Annotated in this window: 26 protein-coding genes and 2 tRNA genes; 7 read left to right on the forward strand and 21 right to left on the reverse strand. The window is 68.2% G+C overall.

What is annotated here, in order from left to right; translation table 11 throughout:
• Nucleotides 1–48 precede the first annotated feature (48 nt).
• The gene (locus AC1ROY_RS06615; protein ID WP_493147806.1) at nucleotides 49–1,011 is read left to right on the forward strand and encodes a Bug family tripartite tricarboxylate transporter substrate binding protein; all 963 of its coding nucleotides are present in this window, start codon (nucleotides 49–51) and stop codon (nucleotides 1,009–1,011) included.
• Between the two features lie 104 nt (nucleotides 1,012–1,115).
• Here the strand turns inward: AC1ROY_RS06615 and AC1ROY_RS06620 are convergent.
• The 11 genes from AC1ROY_RS06620 to thrS form a co-directional block, all read right to left on the reverse strand.
• Nucleotides 1,116–1,191: transfer RNA gene (locus AC1ROY_RS06620), tRNA-Arg, on the reverse strand.
• 76 nt (nucleotides 1,192–1,267) lie between these two features.
• Nucleotides 1,268–2,380, reverse strand: a complete 1,113-nt coding sequence (gene leuB / locus AC1ROY_RS06625) for a 3-isopropylmalate dehydrogenase (RefSeq protein ID WP_493147807.1) — start codon at nucleotides 2,378–2,380, stop codon at nucleotides 1,268–1,270.
• A gap of 10 nt (nucleotides 2,381–2,390) precedes the next feature.
• A complete protein-coding gene (gene leuD, locus AC1ROY_RS06630) occupies nucleotides 2,391–3,002 on the reverse strand; it encodes a 3-isopropylmalate dehydratase small subunit (RefSeq protein WP_493147808.1) in 612 nt (203 codons plus the stop codon).
• A 3-nt stretch (nucleotides 3,003–3,005) separates the two neighbouring features.
• Nucleotides 3,006–4,436 (reverse strand): 3-isopropylmalate dehydratase large subunit, encoded by a 1,431-nt coding sequence (leuC, locus tag AC1ROY_RS06635; RefSeq protein ID WP_493147809.1) that lies wholly within the window; start codon nucleotides 4,434–4,436, stop codon nucleotides 3,006–3,008.
• A 69-nt stretch (nucleotides 4,437–4,505) separates the two neighbouring features.
• Nucleotides 4,506–4,910, reverse strand: a complete 405-nt coding sequence (gene rplS, locus AC1ROY_RS06640) for a 50S ribosomal protein L19 (protein WP_493147810.1) — start codon at nucleotides 4,908–4,910, stop codon at nucleotides 4,506–4,508.
• 26 nt (nucleotides 4,911–4,936) lie between these two features.
• On the reverse strand, nucleotides 4,937–5,650 hold the full coding sequence (trmD, locus tag AC1ROY_RS06645) for a tRNA (guanosine(37)-N1)-methyltransferase TrmD (protein WP_493147811.1): 714 nt from the start codon (nucleotides 5,648–5,650) through the stop codon (nucleotides 4,937–4,939).
• Nucleotides 5,647–6,159: a ribosome maturation factor RimM gene (gene rimM / locus AC1ROY_RS06650; protein ID WP_493147812.1), complete on the reverse strand. Its 513-nt coding sequence runs from the start codon at nucleotides 6,157–6,159 to the stop codon at nucleotides 5,647–5,649. The genes trmD and rimM overlap by 4 nt, the downstream gene beginning before the upstream one ends.
• 25 nt (nucleotides 6,160–6,184) lie before the next feature.
• The gene (rpsP, locus tag AC1ROY_RS06655; RefSeq protein WP_493147813.1) at nucleotides 6,185–6,517 is read right to left on the reverse strand and encodes a 30S ribosomal protein S16; all 333 of its coding nucleotides are present in this window, start codon (nucleotides 6,515–6,517) and stop codon (nucleotides 6,185–6,187) included.
• Between the two features lie 46 nt (nucleotides 6,518–6,563).
• A complete protein-coding gene (gene ffh / locus AC1ROY_RS06660; RefSeq protein WP_493147814.1) occupies nucleotides 6,564–7,937 on the reverse strand; it encodes a signal recognition particle protein in 1,374 nt (457 codons plus the stop codon).
• Between the two features lie 308 nt (nucleotides 7,938–8,245).
• Entirely contained in the window at nucleotides 8,246–8,770 is a 525-nt protein-coding gene (gene infC / locus AC1ROY_RS06665; RefSeq protein WP_131550110.1) for a translation initiation factor IF-3, read from the reverse strand.
• 71 nt (nucleotides 8,771–8,841) lie between these two features.
• Complete coding sequence (gene thrS / locus AC1ROY_RS06670) at nucleotides 8,842–10,800, reverse strand: threonine--tRNA ligase (RefSeq protein ID WP_493147815.1); 1,959 nt, start codon at nucleotides 10,798–10,800, stop codon at nucleotides 8,842–8,844.
• A gap of 11 nt (nucleotides 10,801–10,811) precedes the next feature.
• On the opposite strand from thrS, the gene AC1ROY_RS06675 reads away from it, so the two are divergent.
• Complete coding sequence (locus AC1ROY_RS06675) at nucleotides 10,812–11,735, forward strand: NYN domain-containing protein (protein ID WP_493147816.1); 924 nt, start codon at nucleotides 10,812–10,814, stop codon at nucleotides 11,733–11,735.
• On the opposite strand, the gene AC1ROY_RS06680 is transcribed toward AC1ROY_RS06675, so the two are convergent.
• A complete protein-coding gene (locus AC1ROY_RS06680; protein WP_493147817.1) occupies nucleotides 11,717–12,622 on the reverse strand; it encodes a glycosyltransferase family 9 protein in 906 nt (301 codons plus the stop codon). The genes AC1ROY_RS06675 and AC1ROY_RS06680 overlap by 19 nt on opposite strands.
• Entirely contained in the window at nucleotides 12,619–13,731 is a 1,113-nt protein-coding gene (locus AC1ROY_RS06685) for a glycosyltransferase family 4 protein (RefSeq protein ID WP_493147818.1), read from the reverse strand. Before AC1ROY_RS06685 ends, AC1ROY_RS06680 begins: the two co-directional genes overlap by 4 nt.
• 23 nt (nucleotides 13,732–13,754) lie before the next feature.
• Between AC1ROY_RS06685 and AC1ROY_RS06690 the strand changes: the two genes are divergently transcribed.
• Nucleotides 13,755–14,540, forward strand: a complete 786-nt coding sequence (locus tag AC1ROY_RS06690; protein WP_493147819.1) for an alpha/beta hydrolase — start codon at nucleotides 13,755–13,757, stop codon at nucleotides 14,538–14,540.
• On the opposite strand, the gene AC1ROY_RS06695 is transcribed toward AC1ROY_RS06690, so the two are convergent.
• A complete protein-coding gene (locus tag AC1ROY_RS06695; protein ID WP_493147820.1) occupies nucleotides 14,493–15,365 on the reverse strand; it encodes a Rossmann-fold NAD(P)-binding domain-containing protein in 873 nt (290 codons plus the stop codon). The two genes, AC1ROY_RS06690 and AC1ROY_RS06695, sit on opposite strands and share 48 nt — an antisense overlap.
• A 206-nt stretch (nucleotides 15,366–15,571) precedes the next feature.
• Here AC1ROY_RS06695 and lexA point away from each other — a divergent pair, with 206 nt between their 5' ends.
• Nucleotides 15,572–16,261 carry a transcriptional repressor LexA gene (gene lexA / locus AC1ROY_RS06700; RefSeq protein ID WP_493148362.1) on the forward strand — a complete coding sequence of 230 codons (690 nt, stop codon included), beginning with the start codon at nucleotides 15,572–15,574 and terminating at the stop codon, nucleotides 16,259–16,261.
• 4 nt (nucleotides 16,262–16,265) lie between these two features.
• Here the strand turns inward: lexA and AC1ROY_RS06705 are convergent, their stop codons facing one another.
• Complete coding sequence (locus AC1ROY_RS06705; protein WP_493147821.1) at nucleotides 16,266–17,129, reverse strand: N-formylglutamate amidohydrolase; 864 nt, start codon at nucleotides 17,127–17,129, stop codon at nucleotides 16,266–16,268.
• Nucleotides 17,130–17,165: 36 nt separating this feature from the next.
• Nucleotides 17,166–17,444 carry a hypothetical protein gene (locus AC1ROY_RS06710; RefSeq protein ID WP_493147822.1) on the reverse strand — a complete coding sequence of 93 codons (279 nt, stop codon included), beginning with the start codon at nucleotides 17,442–17,444 and terminating at the stop codon, nucleotides 17,166–17,168.
• Between the two features lie 78 nt (nucleotides 17,445–17,522).
• On the opposite strand from AC1ROY_RS06710, the gene AC1ROY_RS06715 reads away from it, so the two are divergent.
• Entirely contained in the window at nucleotides 17,523–18,329 is an 807-nt protein-coding gene (locus AC1ROY_RS06715; RefSeq protein ID WP_493147823.1) for a DUF169 domain-containing protein, read from the forward strand.
• Here the strand turns inward: AC1ROY_RS06715 and AC1ROY_RS06720 are convergent.
• From AC1ROY_RS06720 to AC1ROY_RS06735, 4 genes are all read right to left on the reverse strand, one after another.
• Nucleotides 18,326–18,643, reverse strand: coding sequence for a hypothetical protein (locus AC1ROY_RS06720; RefSeq protein ID WP_493147824.1), 318 nt, complete (start codon nucleotides 18,641–18,643; stop codon nucleotides 18,326–18,328). The genes AC1ROY_RS06715 and AC1ROY_RS06720 overlap by 4 nt on opposite strands.
• A gap of 103 nt (nucleotides 18,644–18,746) precedes the next feature.
• Nucleotides 18,747–18,823, reverse strand: a tRNA-Arg gene (locus AC1ROY_RS06725).
• Between the two features lie 9 nt (nucleotides 18,824–18,832).
• A complete protein-coding gene (locus AC1ROY_RS06730; RefSeq protein WP_493147825.1) occupies nucleotides 18,833–19,156 on the reverse strand; it encodes an ETC complex I subunit in 324 nt (107 codons plus the stop codon).
• Between the two features lie 45 nt (nucleotides 19,157–19,201).
• Nucleotides 19,202–19,942: an SGNH/GDSL hydrolase family protein gene (locus AC1ROY_RS06735; RefSeq protein ID WP_493147826.1), complete on the reverse strand. Its 741-nt coding sequence runs from the start codon at nucleotides 19,940–19,942 to the stop codon at nucleotides 19,202–19,204.
• A 16-nt stretch (nucleotides 19,943–19,958) separates the two neighbouring features.
• On the opposite strand from AC1ROY_RS06735, the gene AC1ROY_RS06740 reads away from it, so the two are divergent.
• Both AC1ROY_RS06740 and AC1ROY_RS06745 read left to right on the forward strand, forming a co-directional pair.
• Nucleotides 19,959–21,116, forward strand: coding sequence for an OpgC family protein (locus tag AC1ROY_RS06740; protein ID WP_493147827.1), 1,158 nt, complete (start codon nucleotides 19,959–19,961; stop codon nucleotides 21,114–21,116).
• Nucleotides 21,117–21,126: 10 nt separating this feature from the next.
• Nucleotides 21,127–21,876 carry an SGNH/GDSL hydrolase family protein gene (locus AC1ROY_RS06745; RefSeq protein WP_493147828.1) on the forward strand — a complete coding sequence of 250 codons (750 nt, stop codon included), beginning with the start codon at nucleotides 21,127–21,129 and terminating at the stop codon, nucleotides 21,874–21,876.
• A 10-nt stretch (nucleotides 21,877–21,886) separates the two neighbouring features.
• Here AC1ROY_RS06745 and AC1ROY_RS06750 read toward each other — a convergent pair whose 3' ends face one another.
• Nucleotides 21,887–22,963, reverse strand: coding sequence for an isocitrate/isopropylmalate dehydrogenase family protein (locus AC1ROY_RS06750; protein ID WP_493147829.1), 1,077 nt, complete (start codon nucleotides 22,961–22,963; stop codon nucleotides 21,887–21,889).
• Nucleotides 22,964–23,026: the final 63 nt, after the last annotated feature.

A 23,026-nucleotide genomic window follows, 5' to 3' on the forward strand; every position in this document is an offset into this window, starting at 1 on the left:
GGCCGCTCCAGGCCCGCTTATTGCCGAAGGGAAATCGGAGGAAACCTCATGCATCGTCGCGCGCTCTTGGCCGCCGCCACCTCGGGCCTCGCATGGCCCGCCCTCGCGCAGGACTGGCCGAATGCGCCCGTGCGCGGCATCGTCCCCTTCGCCGCCGGCAGCGCCACCGACATCGTCGCCCGCCTCTTCGCCGAGCGCATGCGCGAGACCCTGGGCCAGCCCGTGGTGGTTGAGAACCGCGCGGGAGCCTCGGGCCTCATCGGCGCGGAATCCGTGGCGCGCGCGGCGCCGGACGGGCTGACCGTGCTCTTCGGCACCAATTCCACCAATGCGGCGGCCAACGCCCTGTTCCGCCGCGTCCCCTTCGACATGGAAAAGGACTTCGCCGCGGTCTCGCTGCTGGCCTCGGTGCCGCTGCTCGTCGCCGTGCCGCAGAACAGCCCGTACCGCACGCTGAACGACCTGCTGGCCGCCGCGCGCGTCCGGCCCGAGGCCATTTCCTATGCCTCCACCTCGGCCTCGCAGCGCGTCGCGACCGAGATGCTCGCCTCCATGGCCGGCGTAAAGATGCTGCACGTGCCCTACCGCTCCTCGCCGCTGGCGGTGCAGGACCTGGTCGCTGGGCGCGTGGACGTCTTCGTGGCCGACCAGGCGGTGATCCTGCCTTCGACGCAGAACGGCCAGCTCCGTGTCCTGGCAGCCACCACGAAGACACGCTCGCCGCAGCTCCCGAACGTGCCGACGGTGGCCGAGGCCGCGAACCTGCCGGACTACGAGCTCTTCGCCTGGTTCGTGATGGTGGTGCCGGCGGCGACGCCCGCGCCGGCCATCGCGCGCCTCAACGCCGCCGTCCGGCATGCCGCGGCGAATGCCGAGCTGCGTCAGCGGCTCGGCGACACGCTGGGCATGGCGGTGACGCCTTCCTCGCCCGAGGAAGCCGCGGCTTTCGTCCGGAGCGAGACGGTGAAGTGGACCAACGCAATCCGCGCGGCAGGGATCGAACCGGAATAGCGCGGGATACGGCGTCAAGCGGCCTGCGCCGGGTTCAAGACCGAAGACCGCCAAGCCGTCTTCGCTTGGTGCGTTCGGCCAGTGAAGGCAGCGATGTGAGAAAATGGCGCGCCCGGGAAGATTCGAACTCCCAACCCCCAGATCCGTAGTCTGGTGCTCTATCCATTGAGCTACGGGCGCCTGCCGTGGGCCGGGGAGATACCCCTCCAATTCGTGGGGCGCAACCCCCTGGCCCGGCTTTATTGCAGAACGAAATTCAGGCCCCGAGCTTGTCGAGTTCCCGCACGACACTTTCGCCCATCACCGCCGTGCTGATGCGCGCCATGCCGGGCTGCATGATGTCCGCCGTACGCATCCCGCCAGCCAGGACCTGCTCGACCGCACGCTCGATCAGCCGTGCATCCTCCTCCATACCGAAGGACCAGCGCAGCAGCATCGCGAAGGACAGGATTTGCGCACAGGGATTCGCGATGCCGCGGCCCGCGATGTCCGGAGCCGACCCATGAATCGGCTCATAGAGCGCATAGCGCTTCCCGTCGGCCCCGACGGCGCCCAGCGTGGCCGAGGGCAGCATGCCCAGGGAGCCCGTCAGCGCCGCCGCCAGATCGCTCAGCACGTCGCCGAAGAGGTTGGACGCCAGGATCACGTCGAACTGCTTCGGGCGCGAGCAGAGCTGCATGGCAGCGTTGTCGGCATACATATGCTCGAGCTCGACGTCGCTGAATTCAGCCTTGTGGATCTCGCTGACTACGGCACGCCAGAGGCGGCCGCTCTGCATGACGTTGGCCTTCTCGGTGCTCGTCACCTTGTTCCGGCGCTTGCGGGCGAGATCGAAGGCGACACGCGCCACCCGCGCGATCTCGTCCTCCGAATAGACCTCGGTATCGACGCCGACGCGCTTGCCGTTGGCGTCGGTGTGCACGCCGCGCGGCTCGCCGAAATAGATGCCGCCCGTGCTCTCGCGCACGATGATGATGTCGAGGCCGCGCACGACGTCGGCCTTCAGCGAGGAGGCATCCGCCAGCGGGTCGAACACGATCGCCGGCCGCAGATTCGCGAAGAGGCCGAGATCCTTGCGCAGGCGCAGGATACCGAGTTCAGGGCGGCGGTCGAAGGGCAGCGTATCCCACTTCGGCCCGCCCACGCTGCCGAACAGCACGGCATCGGCTTCCCGGGCCGCAGCGACCGTCTTGTCGGGGCACGGAGTGCCCTCCGCGTCGAGCGCGGCGCCGCCCACGAGACCTTCCACGATCTCGAAGCTCGCTCGCCGGCGACGCTCCATCCAATCGATCACACGCCGTACCTCGGCCATGACCTCGGGGCCGATGCCGTCACCCGGCAGGACGAGCAGCTTCTTGTTCGCAGACATCAGATATCTTTCAGGCGTAGAGCCAGGGCTGCGCGGCACGCTGGCGTGCCTCGAAGCTGTCGATGGCAGGCTTGTGCTGCAACGTCTGGCCGATATCGTCGAGGCCGTTCAGCAGGCAGTGTCGGCGGAAGGGATCGATCTCAAAAGGGATCTCCTCGCCGTTCGGCCGCACCACCACCAAGCGCTCCAGATCCACCGTGAGGCGCGCATTGCCGCCCAGCTTGGCGTCGTCCATCAGCTTCTCGCAGATCTCGCGCGGCAGCCGGATGGGCAGGATGCCGTTCTTGAAGCTGTTGTTGTGGAAGATGTCGGCGAAGTCCGGCGCGATAACACAACGGATGCCGAAATCCAGCAGCGCCCAGGGCGCGTGCTCGCGCGAGCTGCCGCAGCCGAAATTCTCATAGGCGATGAGGATCTCGGAGTTGCGATAGGCGGGCTGGTTCAGCACGAAGTCCGGCTTCTCCGAGCCATCCTCGTTGAAGCGCATATTGGCGAAGAGGTACTTGCCGAGACCCGTGCGCGCGATGGTCTTGAGGAAGCGCGCGGGAATGATCTTGTCGGTGTCGATATTCGCCGCCGGCAAGGGTGCGGCGACGCCGGTCAGGGTCGTGAAGGGCTTCATGGATCAGGCGCTCCCTACGGGTTGCCAGTCGCGGACATCGGCCAGGTGGCCCGCCAGCGCGGCCGCGGCGGCCATGGCGGGCGAGAGCAGGTGCGTGCGGCCGCCCGGCCCCTGGCGGCCCTCGAAGTTGCGGTTGGATGTGCTGGCGGAACGCTGGCCCGGCGTCAGCTTGTCGGGGTTCATGCCGAGACACATCGAGCAGCCCGCCTCGCGCCATTCGAATCCGGCATCGAGGAAGACGCGATCGAGTCCCTCCTCCTCCGCCTGCAGCTTCACGAGGCCCGAGCCGGGCACGACCATGGCCCGCACGCCCTCGGCCACGTGGCGGCCCTTGGCGATGGCCGCGGCCGCCCGCATGTCCTCGATGCGACTGTTGGTGCAGCTGCCGATGAAGACGACGTCCACCTTGAGCTCGGTCAGCTTCTGGCCCGGCACCAGGCCCATATACTCGACCATGCGCTGGAGCTGGGCGCGGCGAGTCTCGTCCGCGGCCTGCGCCGGATCGGGCACCGACGCCGTGATCGGCGCCACATCCTCCGGGCTCGTGCCCCAGGTCACCATGGGCACGATGTCCTCCGCGCGGAGGGAGACCTCCTTGTCGAAATGCGCGCCAGGATCGCTCGGCAGCGTGGACCACCAGGCCACGGCGCGATCGAAGGCCTCGCCCTTCGGCGCAAAGGGGCGGCCCTTCACGTAGTCGAAGGTCGTTTGGTCGGGCGCCACCATGCCGGCGCGCGCTCCGGCCTCGATGCTCATGTTGCAGACCGTCATGCGGCCGGCCATGTCGAGCGCGCGGATGGCCTCGCCGGCGAATTCGATCACGTGGCCGGTGCCGCCGGCCGTGCCGATCTTGCCGATGATGGCCAGCACGATGTCCTTGGCGGTGCAACCGAGCGGCAGCTTGCCATCAACCACGATGCGCATGTTCTTCGCGGGCTTCTGCAGCAGCGTCTGCGTGGCGAGCACATGCTCTACCTCGCTCGTGCCGATGCCGAAGGCCAGCGCGCCCATGGCGCCATGCGTGGAGGTGTGGCTGTCGCCGCAGACGAGCGTCATGCCCGGCAGCGAAAGCCCCTGCTCCGGCCCGATCACGTGGACGATGCCCTGACGCGCATCGAGCAGTGGGATGAAGGGCACGCCGAATTCGACGACGTTGTGCTCGAGCGTCTCGACCTGCAGCCGGCTCTCCGGATCGAGGATCCCGGTGTAGCGCGTCTCGTCGGTCGCGATGTTGTGATCGATGACGGCCATCGTCGCGTCGGGACGATGCACGGGGCGGCCGGCGACGCGGAGGCCCTCAAAGGCCTGCGGGCTCGTCACCTCATGGACGAGGTGGCGGTCGATGTAGAGAAGCGCGGTGCCATCCGGCAGCGTGTCGACGACGTGATGCGCCCAGATCTTATCGAACAGGGTGCGCGGCTTTTCGGCGCTCATTTGCATTTCCCCCAAACCGGGTATCGATCAAAAAAGGCCGCGCCTTGCGGCGCGGCCTGCGAGAGGGCCTCAGGCCTCCTCGGCTTCCTTGGCAGCGGCCGGTGCCTGCGTCCGCAGGCCCAGCTTCTCGGCGATGCGGGCCGACTTACCCGTGCGTCCCCGCAGGTAGTACAGCTTGGCGCGACGCACCTTGCCGCGACGGACCACGGAGATATCCGCGATCGCCGGGGAATGCAGCGGGAAGACGCGCTCCACGCCCTCGCCGTAGGAGAGCTTGCGCACCGTAAAGTTGCTGTGCAGGCCGCGGTTGGACCGCGCGATCACGACGCCTTCATAGGCCTGGGTGCGGACGCGCTCGCCCTCGACCACCTTGACCATGACACGGACGGTGTCGCCGGGCGCGAACTCAGGCACGGGGCGCGTGGCGATGAGGCGGGCCTTCTGGTCGGCGTCGAATTGCTGCAGCAGGTTCATGGGATTAGTCCTTTCGAGATAGGGATTTAGGCTGCGGCGCCGCCGCCTGCAACCTGCATTCGGGTCCAGAGATCAGGCCGGCGCTCGCGCGTCACGGCTTCGGATTCCTGCCGCCGCCAGCGGGCCACCTCGGCATGGTGGCCGGAGAGCAGCACCTGCGGCACGGCGCGGCCCTGCCATTCGGCGGGCCGGGTGTATTGCGCGTATTCCAGAAGACCAGCGCTGTGGCTTTCCTCAACGGCGCTCTCGGCCGCGCCCATCACACCCGGCAGGAGCCGGACGCAGGCATCGAGCAGCGTCAGGGCCGCCAACTCGCCACCGGAGAGCACGTAGTCGCCGATCGAGACCTCGATCATGCCGCGAGCCTCGATCACGCGCTGATCGACACCCTCGTAGCGCCCGCAGAGCAGCACCACGCCTGGTCCTGCAGCAAGTTCCTGCACCAGCTTCTGGTCCAGCAACCGGCCACGCGGCGTCAGATAGATCAGCGGACGAGCATCCCCGTCCGGCATGGCCGCCGAGATGGCCGTGTCCACCACGTCCGGACGCATCACCATCCCGGCCCCCCCGCCGAAGGGCGTGTCGTCCACCGTGCGATGCCGGTCCAGCGCATGCGCCCGGATGTCGCGCGCCTCGCAGCACCAGATGCCCTCGCGCAGCGCGCGTCCCGCCAGGGAGACCCCCAATGAACCGGGGAACATCTCCGGGAAGAGCGTCAGGATGGTGGCCGACCAGCTCATGCCGCCCCCTCCTGCTCATCCACGACGACCTCCGCCGGCGGCACCACGGTGATCCGCCCCGCCCCGAGATCCACCGCCGGAACGGCCGCGCGCGTGAAGGGAACCAGCCGCTCGGGCGGCCCCTCCAGGACGAGGAAGGCCCCTGCCCCGTGATCCTCGACCGCGCGGACGCGACCCAGCGGCGCACCCGCCTCGGTGAAGGCGGACAGCCCTTCGAGATCGGACAGGTAAAACTCGTCCGGATCCTCGGTCGGCGGCAGCGCATCGCGGGAGACGTAGAGCCGCGTGCCGGTCAGCCGCGCGGCGGCGTCCCGATCCGCGACGCCGTCGATCCGCGCGAGATCGGCCGAAAGCAGCTCCAGCGCGAAGCGCCGCGTGCCGCTCTCATCCGTCAGCGGGCCATAGGCGGTCAGGTCTTCCGGCTCGGCGGTGAAGCTGCGGACGCGCACCAGGCCCCGCACGCCGTGCGGCCTCCCGATCTCGCCCAACAGGACCTTCGCGTCCGCCATCTGCCTTCAGCCCGATGCCTTCAGATCAGCGCGCGGCAGCCGCGGCGCGTTCCTGCGCCTTCTTCTTCGGCGCGGACTGCTTCGGCTGCTCGGGGAACACGGGCATCTCGATGATGCCGGCCTTGCCCAGGAACTTGGCCACGCGGTCGGTCGCGAGCGCGCCCTTGCCGAGCCACTCCTTGATCTTCTCGTCCTGCAGGCGGATGCGATCCTCGTGCTCGGCCGGCAGCATCGGGTTGTAGCTGCCCAGCTTCTCGATGAAGCGGCCGTCGCGCGGCGAGCGGCTGTCGGCCACCACGATGTGGTAGTAGGGGCGCTTCTTGGCGCCGGCGCGGGCAAGGCGGATCTTAAGGCCCATCGGGCAACTCCTTAGTTGGAACTGAAAAAGGGGTTCGGCCGGTCCATCAGAACGGCCTGCGGCCTTGGGGGAGGAGCGCGGCGAGCCCGCCACGCATCAGCCCCTTCTGGCCCATCTTGTTCATGCGCTTCATCATGTCGCGCATGTCCTCGAACTGCTTGAGCAGCTTGTTCACCTCCTGCACGGAGGATCCGGAGCCGCTGGCGATGCGCTTCTTGCGCGACGCCTTGATGATCTCGGGCTTGCGGCGCTCGCCGAGGGTCATGCTGCCGATGATGGCCGCCTGACGCTTCAGGATCGACTGATCCAGATTGGCGTCACCGAGCTGCTGCTTGATCTTCTGGGCGCCGGGCAGCATGCCCATGATGCCAGACAGATTGCCCATCTTGCCGATCTGCTTCAGCTGGCTCGCATAATCCTCGAGGCTGAACTGCCCCTTCTGCATGCGCGCCGCGAGCTTTTCCGCCTCGGCCTGATCGATGGTCTCGGCCGCGCGCTCCACGAGGGAGACGATGTCGCCCATGCCCAGGATGCGGTTGGCGATGCGGTCGGGGTGGAAATCCTCGAGCGCGTCCAGCTTCTCGCCCGCGCCGAGCAGCTTGATCGGCGCGCCGGTCACCGCCCTCATGGAAAGCGCGGCACCGCCGCGGGCATCGCCGTCCACGCGCGTCATCACGATGCCGGTGACGCCGACGCGCTCGTTGAAGGCGCGCGCCGTGTTCACCGAGTCCTGGCCGGTCATGGCGTCGACGACCAGCAGCGTCTCGTGCGGCCTCACCGCCGCCTTGACCGCGGCGACCTCGTCCATCAACGCATCGTCGATCGCGAGGCGGCCGGCGGTGTCGAGGATGACGATGTCGTAGAGCTCGCGCCGGCCCAGATCCATGGCGCGCTCGGCGATCTGCAGCGGCGACTGCCCCGCGATGATCGAGAGGCTCACCACCTCGGCCCGCTCAGCCAGTTGCGCCAGCTGGAGCTGCGCGGCCGGGCGGTGCACGTCCAGGCTCGCCAGCAGCACCTTCTTCCGCTCGCGCGTGCGCAGGCGCAGGGCGATCTTGCCGGAGGTCGTGGTCTTGCCCGAGCCCTGCAGGCCGACCATCAGGATCGGCACCGGCGAGGGCGCGTTCAGGTCCAGCCCACGCGGCCCCTGGTCACCGCCGCCCAGCGCCTCGACCAGCGCGTCATGGACGATCTTGACGACCTGCTGTCCCGGCTGGATCGAGCGGATGACCTCCTGCCCGACGGCGCCCTCGCGGACCTTGGCGATGATGTCGCGGACGACGGGCAGCGCGACGTCGGCCTCGAGCAGGGCCACGCGCACCTCGCGCAGCGCATCGGAGACGTCGGCCTCGGACAGCGCGCCGCGGCCGCGCAGCCGATCGAACACCCCCTGAAGCCTGTTGCCCAACGCCTCGAACACGCGAAATCCGCTCCAAACAAAATCGCGCCGCTGCGCGAATCTCGCGGAGCGACGGGGATCCCGCCTGATGCGGGACCCATGCCGGACGATCCCGGCAGACAGCGCCTACGCGCCACGCCACAAAAAGTCAACAGAGGGGTGGCGTCGGGCAGGACCAAGCTGCGCCGCCAGGATCCCGCCGCAAAGCGGCCGGCGCCGTCCGCTCCGCTTTCCAGCCTGACACCCGAGTGACCCGGCGAAGCCAAGTCGCCGGAGGCGGCGCCCGGCGTTCGATGGAACACAAAGACTCCCAAGTAACGCCCTCGGCGTTATTTGGGCGCCAGCACCATGATCATCTGCCGGTTCTCGAGCCGCGGCATGGACTCGACCTTCACCAGCTCGACCAGCTCGGCCCTGATCCGCTCCAGAAGCTTCACGCCGAGCTCCTGGTGCGCCATCTCGCGACCGCGGAAGCGGAGGGTGACCTTCACCTTGTCGCCCTCGCCGATGAAGCTCTTGGCCTGCTTCATCTTCACGTCGTAGTCATGGTCATCAATGTTCGGGCGAACCTTGATTTCCTTGATTTCGACGACCTTCTGCTTCTTCCGGGCCTCGTTGGCCTTCTTCTGCTGCTCGTACTTGAACTTGCCGTAGTCGGTGATCTTGCAGACAGGCGGCACCGCGTTCGGGCTGATCTCAAGCAGGTCGAGACCCGACTGGTACGCCTTGTAGAGCGCATCACGAATACTCATCACGCCAAGCATCTCGCCCGCCTCGTCAATCAGGCGCACCTGCGGAACACGGATCTCCTCGTTCACGCGGGGCCCCTCACGTGAGGGGGGCGTCGGGGGCATAGGGCCTCGTGCTATGGTCGTCTCCTGTCTCAGTTACGGCAAATCAAGCGCGCGTTATGGAACGTGGCGCGTCACGCTGCAACAGCATCAACGGGCAGGTCACCCATATCGGGAGGGGTTGCCTCCTTTGCCAGATGGGCAACCGCGTCCGCGAGCGAAAACACTTCCTGCTCCCGCCCCGGCAGGCGGCGCAAAACGACCTGACCGAGTTCCGCCTCCCGCCGGCCAAGGACCGCCAGAACCGGAACACGCTGCTCGATATGGTCGACAACCTTGCGGTTGATCTTCTCGTTCCGCAGATCGAGCTCGACACGAAGCCCCGCCTTGTCCAGCGCGGCCTTCACCTTGCGGGCGTAGCCGTCGGCGTCGGAGACGATGGTCGCAACCACCACCTGCACCGGCGCCAGCCAGAGCGGGAAGCGGCCGGCATACTGCTCGATCAGCATGCCCAGGAAGCGCTCGAAGCTCCCGAGGATGGCGCGGTGCAACATGACGGGCCGCTTGCGGGTCCCATCTTCGGCCGCGTAAATCGCGTCCAGCCGCTCCGGCATCACGAAGTCGACCTGGAGCGTGCCACATTGCCAGTCGCGGCCGATCGCGTCACGCAGCACGAATTCCAGCTTGGGGCCATAGAAGGCCCCCTCGCCCGGGTTCAGCTCGTACTCGACGCCGGCGATGGCGCAGGCTTCCTTCAAGGCGCCTTCGGCACGGTCCCAGGTGGCGTCGTCGCCGGCACGCACCTCCGGGCGATCGCTGAACTTCACGCGGAACTCGCTGAAGCCAAGGTCCCGATAGATGCCGGAGAGGAGCGCCACGAAGCGCACGGTCTCCTGAGCGATCTGGTGCTCCTCGCAGAAGATATGCGCGTCATCCTGGGTGAAGGCCCGGACGCGCATGATGCCATGCAGCGAGCCTGAGGGCTCGAAGCGGTGGCAGGCGCCGAACTCGGCCATGCGCAGCGGCAGCTCGCGATAGCTGCGGATGCCCTGGTTGAAGATCTGCACATGGCAGGGGCAGTTCATCGGCTTGAGCGCGTAGATGCGATCCGCCTCGTCCTTGTCCTCGACCTTCGCCTGGAACATGGCATGGCGGAATTTTTCCCAATGACCCGAGGCCTCCCAGAGCCGCCGGTCGACGAGCTGCGGGGTCTTTACCTCCTGGTAGTCGGCCGCATCCAGGCGGCGGCGCATGTAGTCCTCGACGGTCCGATAGAGCTTCCAGCCCTTTGGATGCCAGAAGACGCTGCCCATCGCCTCTTCCTGGAAATGGAACAGGTTCATTTCCTTGCCGATACGGCGATGGTCGCGCTTCTCCATCTCCTCCAGCATGTGGAGATAGGCGTCGAGCTCCTTCTGGTCGCGCCAGGCGGTGCCGTAGATGCGCGACAGCACCGGGTTCTCCGGCTTGCCGCGCCAATAGGCGCCAGCGACCTTGGTCAGCTTGAAGGCGGTGCCGATGTCCGCCGTGCTGCGCATGTGCGGCCCGCGGCAGAGGTCGATCCAGTCGCCCTGGCTGTAGAGGCTGATGGTCTCGCTCTCGGGCAGATCGCGGATGAGCTCGACCTTGAAGCGCTCCCCCTTCTTCGTGAAGAGCTCGATCGCCGCCTCCCGGCTCACCACGCTGCGCTGGAAGCGCGCGCCACGGCCGATGATCTCGCGCATCTTCGCCTCGATGGCGGCGAAGTCCTCCGGCGAGAAGGGCTCATTCCGGGAAAAATCGTAGTAGAAGCCGTTTTCGATGGACGGCCCGATGGTGACCTGGGTTCCCGGAAACAGCTCCTGCACGGCTTCGGCCAGCACATGCGCTGCATCATGCCGGATGAGGTCCAGCGCCTCGGGATCGCGGCGCGTGATGAAGCGCAGCGAGGCATCCGACGCGATGGGTTCGGAGAGGTCGACGAGCTTACCATCCACCTCCATGGCGAGCGCCGCCTTGGCCAGACCGGGCCCGATCGCCGCGGCCACGTCCGTGCCGGTCACCGCGCCGTCGAACTGGCGGATGGAACCGTCGGGAAGGGTAATCGCGGGCATCTAAATTTCTCTTGCTGTGTCTGGCGTGGAAGCGAACGGCGGACCATGGGGAGAGCGCCATGCCCGGTCAAGGCCCGGCGCATTGCCCCGAAGGCCCCAAGGCTGCAAAATCAAGCATGTCCCCAATGCCCGAATTGCGTAGCGCCATCTTCCTCGACTTCGACAACCTGGTCTCGGGCCTGCGGGATGGCGCCGGCAGCGAGATCGCACTGCGCTTTGCCCAGCAGCCGGAAACCTGGCTGGAGCGGCTGCTGGGGGATCGCCCGCGCCGAGCCCTGCTTCGGCGATGCTACATGAACCCCGCCGGCACCCTGGACGACGAGGATGGCTCCCGCTTCCGGTATTCGGAATTCCGCTGGGCCTTCATGGCGGCCGGCTTCGAGGTGATCGACTGTCCCAAGCTCACGCGGCTGAAGAACGCGGCCGACGTCCGTATCGCGTTGGACGCCATGGAAGCCATGCTGTCGCCCGCGCATTTTGACGAGTTCATCCTCCTCTCCACCGATTCCGATTTCGTGCCGCTGCTGCTGCGGCTGCGCGCGGCCGACCGGCGCACGCGGCTGGTGGCGCATCCGGAGGTCGGGCGCATCGTCCGTTCGGCCGCCGATGAGGTGATCGGGCTGGATCTGCTCGCGGGCTGGCTCGGCTGGCAGGCCTCGCCGGAGCCGGGGGAGGCCTTCGGCCCGCAAGGCACCGCAGATCTGCTCGGCGTTGTCAGAGACATCATGATGGAAGCGCAGGATCCGGTGCACGTCCCGCATCTCGGACAGATGGTGCGGAACCGGACCGGACAGACCCTGCGCGGCAGCGACTTCGCGGGCTACGGCTCGCTCGACGCGCTGCTGGCCGCGGCCGGTGGCTTCATCCGGCGCGACGGCCCGGGCGGCGGCCATGTGCTGCGGCCGGAATGGGCCGATCAGCCACCGGCGGCCTGAAGCACCTCGTCCACGGACAGCCCGGAGATCGGCTGATGGCGCAGGATCGTCACCGTCTGCCCGCGCGGCGCGCAGAGGGCAGGGTCGCTGTCCGATCCGAACAGCACGACCGTCGGGCATCCCATCGCCGCCGCCAGATGGGTGGGGCCGCTGTCATTGCCGATCGCCAGGCTGGCCCGGCGGGCCACGGCCGCCAGCTGCCGCAGGTCGGTGCGGCCGGTGAGGTCGATGGCCTGAGGCGCCAGGAGCTCGATCTCCCTGGCCAACGGGGCCTCGGTCGCAATGCCGCAGATCACCGACGGCATGCCGAGCCGCGCCGCCAAGGCCCCGAATCGCGCGGCGGGCCAGCGCTTCCCCGGCCGCCCGGCCGATGCGCCGGGAAGCAGCAGCGCGAAACGCGGCGGCAGGCCGAGAGCGGACACATCCGCGTCCAGCCAGTCGAGGTCCGGCCTGGGAAATTCAGCGATCCCCGCGGCGGCGAGTTGCCCGCGTTGCCGGTCCACGGTGTGGAGGTGATCACGGCGCGGGTTCGCATCCGGGTGCGAGGCGCCCCGCGCGATGCCGGACCACTCGGCGCGGTGGCCGACGAACATCCGATATCGCGAGGATCTCCTGGAGGTCTGCAGGTCGTAGACCCGATCGAAATCCGCGGCCCTCAGCCGTTGAGCGAGGCGCGCCACGGCGCCTAGGTTCCACCAGCTGGGCCTTCCATCCGACCAGACCCGATCGAACCAGGGGCTTTCGCCGGCAAGCGCCGAGAAGAGCCGCGTGGTCAGAAGCGTGATCTCGGCATCCGGGTGATGCCTCCGGATCGCGGCGAAGGGGCCGAAGGCCTGCACGAAGTCCCCAAGCGCGGCGAGCTTGATGACGAGGATGCGCTTGGTCACAGCAATTCCCGATAGACGGCCAAGGTCGCGTCCTGCATGGCCTCGAGCGTGGGAACGTCCCGACGGGCGGCCTCGCCGATCGCCGCCAGGCTTTCGGCAGGCATGGCCAGGACGCGGGTGATGGTGGCCGCCAGCGCGTCCGCATCGCCCGGAGGGGTGAGCCAGCCGGTGACCCCATCCACGACGGTTTCGCGGGGCCCACCCAGATCGGACGCGATGACGGGCCGTGCGAGGGCCTGGGCCTCCGTGACAGTCCGCCCGAAGGCTTCCGGCTCCGTGCTGGCATGGACCACGAGGTCCGCCGCAAGCATGGCCGCCGGCATGTCCGAGACATGGCCCGCGAAGCGCAGGCGATCGGCGACGCCCAGACCTTCGGCGAGGGCGCGAAGCTCATCCACGTAGCGCTCCCGGCCCACCAGATCCCCCGCCAGCACGGCGATCACCCCAGGGAGGCGATCCAGCGCGCGGATGAGGACGCCATGCCCCTTCCAGCGGGTCATCCGCGCCGGCAGCAAGACGACCGCAGCGTCCTCGGACAGGGACCACGCAGCCCGCAGCGCGCTCACGCGTGACGGGTCCACCCGCCCCGGGTCGAAGCGGCGCAGATCCACGCCGCGGGGGATCACCCGGATCGATCCGCTGTCGGCATGCGTTCGCCGGATGTGGTCCGCGATATGCTGGCTGATGGCGATGACCCGCTCGCCCCGAGCCATCACCGAATTGTAGAGCCGCTTTCCGGGCCAGCCCTCGCCATAGGTGCCGTGATAGGTGGTGACGAAATGCGCCCCGCTCCGCCGCGCCGCCAGCAGGGCGGACCAGGCCGGAGCCCGGGAGCGCGCATGGATGATGCGGACCTGCTCCTCGGCGGCGAGCTCCGCCAGACGGGCCGCGTTGCGCCAAATGCCAAAGGGGGACTTGGTGGCGAGCGGGAGCGTCACGTGCCTGGCGCCCAGCGCCTCCAGTTCCGGCACCAGCCGGCCGCCGGCCGATGCGACGATCGCCCGATACCCGGCGCCCTGGATCGCTTCGGCGATTTCCAGCGTCCCGCGCTCGACTCCACCGGAGTCCAGCGCGGGCAGGACCTGCAGGATGGCAGCGGGGCGTGACATGTGACGCGTTGCTAATCCCGGGCATGGACGACGGCAACCATGCGTGCCATCCGACCGTCATGCAGGAACGCATGGGCACCCTCGGCGACACGCCTCTCGCTTATCGCGCGCTGGATGGGAAGGGGCCGGGCGTCGTCTTCCTCGGCGGCTTCCACAGCGACATGACGGGCAGCAAGGCGGCCTATCTCGCGGAATGGTGCGCCGCCCGGGGGCGAGCCTACCTGCGCTTCGACTACAGCGGGCACGGTGCCTCCGGCGGGCGCTTCGAGGAGGGGACGATCGGCCGCTGGACCGCCGATGCGGCATCCGCGCTCGAAGAATTGACCCAGGGTCCGCAGATCCTGGTCGGCTCCTCCATGGGCGGCTGGATCGCGCTGCTGCTGGCGCTGCGCCATGCCGAACGGGTGGCCGGGCTGATCGGCATCGCCGCCGCCCCAGACTTCACGGAGGAACTGATGTGGGAGGAGTTTCCGGCCTCCGTCCGCGACCAGATCCAGCGGGAGGGATCCTGGATGCGGCCCAGCGCCTACGGCGGCGACTATCCCATCACACGCGCGCTCATCGAGGACGGTCGTCGGCATCTGATCCTCGGCGGCCCGATCGCGTTGGAGATGCCGGTCCGGCTGCTGCACGGCCAGGAGGATCCGGACGTGCCCTGGCGGCACAGCCTGCGCATCGCGGAGCGCGTCACTGGACGGGATGTCGAGGTCACGCTCATCAAGGATGGCGATCACCGCCTCTCGACGCCGGAAAATCTCGCGCTACTCGGGCGTACCCTGGGCGCGCTGCTCGGCGAGGATGGCGCGTAGGCCTTCCCGATAGCTGGGATAAGCCCATTCCAACCCCAGGGCGACCTTCGTCCCGGCACTGGAGACTCGACGATTCTCCGCCCAGAAGCTCCGGCCCATCTCGCTCATGCCGGCCCAGGCCTCGGCGAAGGAGAGGCCGGGCGGGGGCTCCATGCCGAGGAGGCGTGCAGCCTCCGCCGTGACCTCGGCCGGTTCTGCGGGCGCATCATCGGCCAGGTGAAGGATTCGGAGGCCAGTCCGGGGCGCATTCGCCAGCGCCGCCAGCACAGCGCGCGCAATGTCATCCCGATGGATGCGGCCGAAGGCGTGGCCCGGGCGGATGACCCGGCGCGCTGTCCCGGCCCGCAGGTCGTCGATGGCGCTACGACCTGGACCATAGATGCCGGCGGTGCGGAGCAGGTCGACGGCCGTGCCGGCCTCGAGCGCTGCCCATTGGCGCTCCGCCGCCAGCCGCCGCTGGCTTCGGGCCTGAGTCGCTGCCGGAGGAGTGCCCTCATCCACCCAGCCGCCCCCGCGATCTCCATAGACCCCTGTGGTCGAAAGATAGCCGACCCAACGCAGCGGTGCCGTGCGGAGAGCCTGTTCGTGAACGGCCCAGACAGGGTCGCCCGCCGGGCCGGGAGGCGCGGTGACGACGAGGTGCGTCGCGAGCGCATAGGGTTCCGGATCCGCGAAGCCGATCAACTGAACGCCGGCGGGCGCCGACGCCGCGACAGGGTCGCGGGCCGTTCCCATCACGCGGATGCCGGCGCGGGCCGCGAGCGAAGCGATCGCGGTGCCGCTGAAACCCAGCCCGATCACCAGCAGGGTCGTGTTCGAGGTCATGACACCCAATCTGTGCGTTGCCGCCACCGCGCGCCAGCACCGGCCGCCCCCGGAAGGGCTGACGGCCGACAAAACATTGGCCTGGCGCCATTTTCCGATTGACCGATTCGGGAGAACCTTCCTAGAACGAATTTCTAGTTGCCGGTTTGTTCACGCCGGCCCAAGGGGAACCCGGGGTTCCCCCCTTTGGGAGAGGTTCAGATCCGATGCTTACGCGGAAGCAGCATGAATTGCTCATGTTCATCAATCGGCATCTCGAGGAGACGGGCTTCTCCCCTTCCTTCGACGAGATGAAGGCGGCCCTCGACCTGAAGTCGAAATCCGGCATCCATCGTCTTATCACGGCCTTGGAGGAACGCGGCTTCCTGCGGCGTCGCGCGCACCGCGCCCGCGCGCTGGAGGTCATGCGGCTGCCCGGCAGCGCGGTGCCTCCGCGCATGGACGCCGCCGAGGAGGTCGCGCCGAACGTCGTGCAGGGGAATTTCGGCCGACCGCCCAAGCAGGACAAACCCAACGCCATCACCCTGCCGCTCTTCGGGCGCATCGCCGCGGGCATCCCGATCGAGGCCCTGCGCGATCAGGGGCAGGGCGTCGACGTGCCCGTCAGCATGCTGGGAAGCGGCGAGCATTATGCCCTGGAAGTCGCCGGCGATTCCATGATCGAGGCGGGCATTCTGGATGGCGACACCGTGGTCATCCGGCGCGGCGACTCCGCCGAGAATGGCGACATCGTCGTGGCCCTGGTGGACGAGAATGAGGTCACCCTGAAGCGCCTACGGCGGCGCGGGAATTCCGTGGCGCTCGAGCCGGCCAACCGGAACCACGAGATTCGAATCTTCGGGCCGGACCGGGTTCAGGTCCAGGGTCGGCTGATCGGGCTGATCCGCAGCTACTGACGCGCTACCTCGCGGTCAGGAGCTTCCAGTCCTCCGCCGCGAGGCTTTCCACCAGGCCTGAAAGATCGGCCTGGAGCTTGGGGAAGTTCGCGCTCCGCCGGATATGCTGCTCGTCCATGTAGAGCGGCCGCGCAATCTCCATCTGGATGACGTGAATGCCCTCCCGGGGGCGCCCGTAGTGCCGGGTGATGTAGCCACCGGCATAGGGGTCGTTGCGCCGCACGCGGTAGCCGAGCCCCTGCAGTCCCGCCTCCAGCACCCGCGTGACCCTCGGCGCGCAGGTCGTGCCGTGGACATCGCCCAGGACGAAATCCGGCGGGTCCAGCGCCTGTGCCGGGTGCGCCGGCATGGAGTGGCAATCGATCAGCAGGCACAGGCCGAAGCGGTCCCGGGTCTCGGCGATTAGGGATGTGAGGGCTGCATGATAGGGTTCCCAGCAGGAACGGACCCGGCGCTCGGCCTCCCAGAAGGAGAGGCGGTGACGGTAGATCGTCTCGCCGGTCGCCACGACCCGCGCGATCGTCCCGAGGCCGGCGCCCACACGCGGGCTTGCGCTGTTCACCCAGCTCGGCAGCGGCGTGTCGAACATGCCCGGGTCCAGCTCCCAGGGCTCGCGGTTGGCGTCGCACCAGGCGCGCGGGAAGCGCGCGGCCAGAAGCGGAGCTCCCAGGGAGGGGGCCGCGGCGAAGAGTTCGTCCACGAAGGCATCCTCGCTCCGCCGGATGCCGACCGCGTCCAGCCGGGTCGAGGCCAGGAAGTCGTCGGGATAGTCGCGGCCCGAATGCGGCGAGGCGAAGACGAGTGGGCTCGTCTGTCGCTCTGGTCGCAACAGGTCATAGGGCGGGGAGTGAGTGGCCAGATCATCCATGCAGAGCAAGCATTAGGCCATGGCAACGGATTTTTGTCACTCGGCTGCCGTATTGGGCATATGGCCGAGAGCCGATTCGCACTTCTCCCGAGCCTGCGCCCGCAGATCGGCGGCCCCCGGCGGCCGGATCCGGTCAAAACCGGCGAAGCCGCCCAGGTTGCCCGGAGGGTGTGGCCTGAACCGGGCGTCCATCCCGGATTCCACGAGCCGTCCCTCCTGTCGAAGCCCGGCGAGATCGGCCAGTCCGAGCCCCAGCGACGAGTCGTGGCCCGGCCGTCCGCCCCGGGCGCCTGCCTCAGCCTCTCCCAGCCGCATGGCCTGCTTCCTCCCGATCGGCTTTATACCCCAGCATCCTTGTGCGACCCTCGACACAATCACAAGGAGGATAACGCCATGCCCGATGGTTCGAGCGAGGCCCCCACGCCCAATGCGGCCGCGATTGCGGAACTGGCCAACAACCTGTCCGACCTGCTTCGGCTGCGGACGCTGCCCTTCGGCATGAAGCTGTTCCGCGACCGCACCGAGATGGAGGCCGTCCCAGGCCTGCGCCGGCCGCAGGAGGGCCGGCGCTTCTCCACGTGCCAGCTCGTGACACAGGCCCGGATGGCCGGTTTCACACTCGCCATCACGCATGACAATGTTCCGGAATTCAGCAATTGCGGCGGCGTCATCGGCCTGAACGCTCCCTCAGAGCTCTATACCTCGGGTCGAAAGATGGACGGCGTCTGGTTCCAGAACATCGAGGCCTCGGCCGCGCACCAGGCACAGATGCCGCGGGTGCCGCCGGAATATCATGGTCTCGTCGTCTCGCCGCTGCGCTCGGCGAGGCTCGACCCGCCGGACGTCTGCCTCTTCTACGGCAATCCCGCCCAGATGATCCTCTTCATCAACGGCCTGCAGTGGCGGAACTACCGCCGCTACGACTTCTCGATCACCGGCGAAAGCGCCTGCGCCGACAGCTGGGGTCGCGCGCTGCGGGATCGGACGGTCTGCCTCTCCCTGCCCTGCTACGCCGAGCGTCGCTACGGCGGCGTGGCCGATGACGAAATGCTCATGGCCTGCCCGCCGGGCGATCTCGCCCGGGCCGTCGAGGGGCTGAAGGGACTGTCCAAGGCCGGGCTGCGCTATCCGATCATGCCCTACGGCCCGCAGGTCGATCCGGCCCAGGGCATGGGAAAGAGCTACGCGGGCAAGGCCTAATTCGCCCCGCCATATCGGGGCCGCGCCAGGCCTTCCTCGACCAGGAAGGCCAGCACGGCATCGGTCAGCGGCTCGCGGACCTCATCGGGCAGGATGATGGCTGTCTTCGGCCCGCCGTCGATGTCCCTGAAGGTTGGAAGATGGATCGAAGTGCCGGCCTGCGGCAGCCGCCGCGCCTGCACCCCCTGGATCAGGAAGACCACCCCGGCGAGCTGCACCTCCACATCGACCATCGCAAAAAGGGTCTTGCTGGCGATGCGCCGCGCATTGCTCACCACGAAGGTAAGGAGGGCAGTATCGGCGGTGTCCTGCATCGCGATGGCCAGCCCCCAAAAATGTCTGGTTGACCGTACTAAATCAGCGACAAGCTCCATTTCAATGCTTAATTTTACTGAAACCGCATGCATTTGGCGAGTGTGGCGCGCCCTGGTGGATTCGAACCACCGGCCTGAAGCTTAGAAGGCTCCTGCTCTATCCAACTGAGCTAAGGGCGCAATTTCGGGTCAATGGGTCCAGTTCTCGCCTCGGTTGGTGCGGAAGTTGTCCGCATAGACCTTGGGCTTGATGGGCTTCGCGCGCGGCGGCTCCTCCACCTCGAAGGAAATGCCGCGGGTCTCGGCATAGGCGACCGCCGCCTCGCGCGTCGGGAAGCGCAGATGGAGCTGATTGCGCGTGTCGCCCGAGCCGGGCCAGCCGGTCAGCGGATCCAGCCGCAGACGTTCCGCCGGTGCGTATTCGAGCACCCATTCATGTGTGTTCGCCCGACCCGACTGCATCGCCGAGCGCGGCGGGCAATGGATGCGTGCCAGGGGCTTCAAACCGCTCATGCAGGAATTCTCCGGTCCTCGACTTTGATATGTTGCGTCAGGCGTCTAGCGGCCGGCAACAACGGTTCTGACACCGGCGGCCTCGAGCAGCGCGCCCGCAAGTGCCTCGGCGAGGCAGGCATAGCCCCGGTCGTTGTGGTGCAGGCCGTCCGGCGACAGGACCTCGGCGGCCGGCAACCCGGCCTCCGCCCAGGCGGACATCAGCCGCCCCCGCGAAAAGAGCGCCACCCGCCGCTCGCGGGCGAGACTGCGCAGGACCTCCGGGAAACGCGCACTGCCCGGCGCCTGGAGGATGCGCGGCGCGCGCTGATTGTCCATCAGCACCACGGCGACGCCGGCCTCGCGCAGGCGGGCGAGCCCGTCCTGCATCTGAGCGGCGAAGACCGAGGGGGCCGCTCCCTTCAGCACCTCGTTGGCGCCGGCCTGCCAGATCACCAGGTCGGGGCGGCGGACGAGGACATCACGATCGAGCCGCGCCAGCATCTCGGCCGTGGTCTCGCCGGATCGCCCAGCATTGATCACGCTGATGTCATGCCCAGGCAGCGCCGCCCGCAGCAGCGCCTCGAGCCGGGCCGGATAGGCCGCGACCGGCGTCGACGCTCCGGCTCCCTCCGTGGAGGAGGAGCCCAGCGCCACGATGGTCACCGAGCTGCGGGACGCGATCTCGGCGCGCAACCCGGGCAGCGGCGGCAGGTTGACGGAGACGCGGGGGCAGCCGCCTGTCGAAGCGGAGCCAGGCGCCACGGACGCCAGCAACATCAGAAGGCCCAGCCAGACACGCATCATGTTAGCTTAGCCCCGAATGACAACGGACGCCACGCGCACCAGATCCGTATTCCGCGATCCACGGGCCGACATCTGCCGAGGCATCGCGCTGTGGATGATCGTGATCAACCACACGCCCGGGAACTGGCTCGGCGCGGTCACGCTGAAGAACTTCGCCCTCTGCGATGCGACCGAGGCCTTCGTGCTGCTGGCCGGCTATGCCGGGGCCTTCGCCTATGCCGGCCGTGCCGACCGCCTCGGATGGCCCAGCGCGGCCGCCAGCCTCATCCAGCGCATCGGCAAACTCTATGTTGCCCATATCTTCCTGATGGTGGTGTTCACCGCCCAGGTCGGCTACTCGGCCGCGACGCTGGACCGGGGAGCCTATCTGGACGAGCTCGCGCTCGATCCCTTTGCCGAGCAGCCCTACCGCACTCTCCTGGAGGCGCTGCTCCTCCGCTTTCAGCCCGCCTTTCTCGACATCCTGCCGCTCTACATCGTGCTGCTGGCGCTGCTGCTGCCGGGCCTGGCGCTGCGGAAGCATCCCTGGCTGCTGCTCGGACTGTCCATCGCGCTCTGGATCGGTGTGCGGCTGACGGATTTCAACCTTCCGCGCTGGCAGGGAGGCGGCTGGTTCTTCAATCCTCTCGCCTGGCAGTTGCTCTTCTTCATCGGCTTTCTTATGGGCCAGTCGGTGCGCGGCGCTCCGGCGCCGCCGATGCCGCAACGAAGCGGCTGGCTCACCGCAGCCGCACTCCTCGTGCTGGGGTCGGGACTTTTCGCCATGATCGCCGTCGAATGGGTCCCGTCGCTCGGGGAACGGCTGCCGGAAGCGATCCCCGCCTTCCTGGCAACGGTGGACAAGACCGCGCTGCACCCCTGGCGCCTCGCCTCCGTCCTGGCCATCACCTATCTCATCGCCCAATACATCCCCCGAGATGCATCCGCCCTGCGGGGGCGATGGACCCGGCCGTTGCTGGCCATGGGCCGGAACAGCCTGCCGGTCTTCTGCTTCGGCATCCTGCTCTCCTTCATGGCGCGGCTGATGCTGGAGGCCGACGACGGCTGGCTCATGCAGATCGCCGTCAATATCCTCTCCATCGGCATTCTCGCGCTCGTGGCCTTCCTTGCGGACTGGCAGAAGGAGGGGCCGCCGCCTCGAGCCGCCTTGCCCACCCATGCGGCGGCTCGCTAACGTGGCGGAGATGTCACACAAGGCCGCCCTGCGGGCCATTCTCTGGTTCCTGGCTGCGCTCCTTCTTCCGGTCTTTCCGGCCGGGGCGGTGCCGGCCTGCGACGTTCCAGCCGACTTCCTGACCTTGCCACGCCCGCTTTTCACCACGTCCCGCGCCCTGCAGAGGGGAACGCTGCGCATCCTGGTGCTCGGCTCGGGCTCGGTCACCGGCAGCGGCGCCTCGACGCCGGAGGCGGCCTGGCCGACACGGCTGCAGGCTCTGCTGGCGGCGCGCTATCCCGGCCGGGCGGTAGAGGTCGCGGTCCGGGGTGGACGCGGGATCAACGTCAACGACCATCTCGCCTTGCTGCGCGACGCTCCATCCGGCCAGGAGCCGGCGCTCGTCCTCTGGCAGGCCGGGACGGTCGAGGCCGTGCGCGGGATGGATCCCGACGAGATGACCGACGCGATGATCGCCGGGCTGGAGCGGATCCGGGGTTGGGGCGCCGATACGATCATCATCGATCAGCAATTCTCCCGTTTCCTCCGGGCCAACACCAATATCGAGCCCTATCGCGAAAAGCTCAGGCTGATCGCGGCGGCAGCGGGCGCGCCCGTGTTCCGGCGCTACGACCTGATGCAGCACTGGGTGGAGACGGGCGCGCTGGACCTGGAGCGCACGCCGCGCCGCGAGATCGCGGCGGCGATGGACCGGCTGAACGATTGCCTTGCCCGCGCCATCGCCGCGCTGATCGTCCAGGGCGTCACGGAAGCGCGTTGATCCCGAGGGATCAGGGAAGTGCTTCCAGCACTGCGCGCGTCGCCTCCGCCGTGCCCGCCACGCCGCCGACATCCGCCGTGCGCAGCCCGCCCTGGAACGCCGCGTCCACGGCCTGACGGATTTCCTCGGCCGCTTCCGTGAGGCGGGAGCCGGCGCCGCGCATCGCCAGCCAATCGAGCATCATGGCGGCGGAGAGGATCGTCGCGGTCGGATTGGCCTTGCCCTGCCCGGCAATGTCCGGTGCCGTACCATGGCTCGGCTGGAACACGGCATGAGCCTCGCCGAGATCGGCCGAAGGCGCGAAGCCCATGCCTCCGATCAGCCCGGCCGCGAGGTCCGAGAGGATGTCGCCGAACATGTTCTCCGTGGGCAGCAGGTCGAAATCCCAGGGGCGCCGGATCATGTCGAGCGCCATGGCGTCCACATAGGTGGCGTCGTGCCGCACATCCGGATACTCCGCGGCGACCTCTCCGAAGATCTGCCGCAGCCAGGCGAAGGCGCGGAAGACATTGGCCTTGTCCACCAGCGTCACGCGCCCGGGTCGGCCGAGCCGCGCAGCACGCTGGCCGGCCAGCTCGAAGGACATCCGCGCGAGGCGCAGGGAGGTGCCGCGCGTCATCCGCAGCGTCTCCTCGGCCATATCAGGCTTGACGAGGCCCTTGTCCTTGGAGAAGAACAGACCCTCGGTGCTCTCCCGCAGGATCACGAAATCGATCTTCGCCGCACGCGGATCGGCCAGCGGCGAGGGCACGCCCGGAATGGCACGGATGGGCCGCACCCCGCCGAAGAGGTCCAGTCGCTGACGCAGGGTGATCTGCGGCGCCAGCTCGGTCCCGTCGGCGTGGCGGATGCCGGGCCAGCCCATGGCACCGAGCAGGATCGCATCGGCTTTTCGCGCGCGCTCGAAGACCTCGTCAGAGAGGTCGGTGCCGGTGTCCCGATAGGCGAAGGCGCCGGCGCGGAGCTGCGTGAAGCCGAGGCCCAGCGCATGCCGCGCATCCACTTTCTGCAGGACCGCGATCGCGGCCTCCATCACCTCCGGCCCGATGCCATCGCCGGCCAGGACCGCGATATCGAGAGAGTTCATGGCCTTGCGCTTCCGGTTCCCATGGCGCCAAGCTAACCGCACGACACGAAGCGGCAAGAGCCG

This window comes from Roseococcus sp. GW821-FHT12F05 (assembly GCF_058806835.1).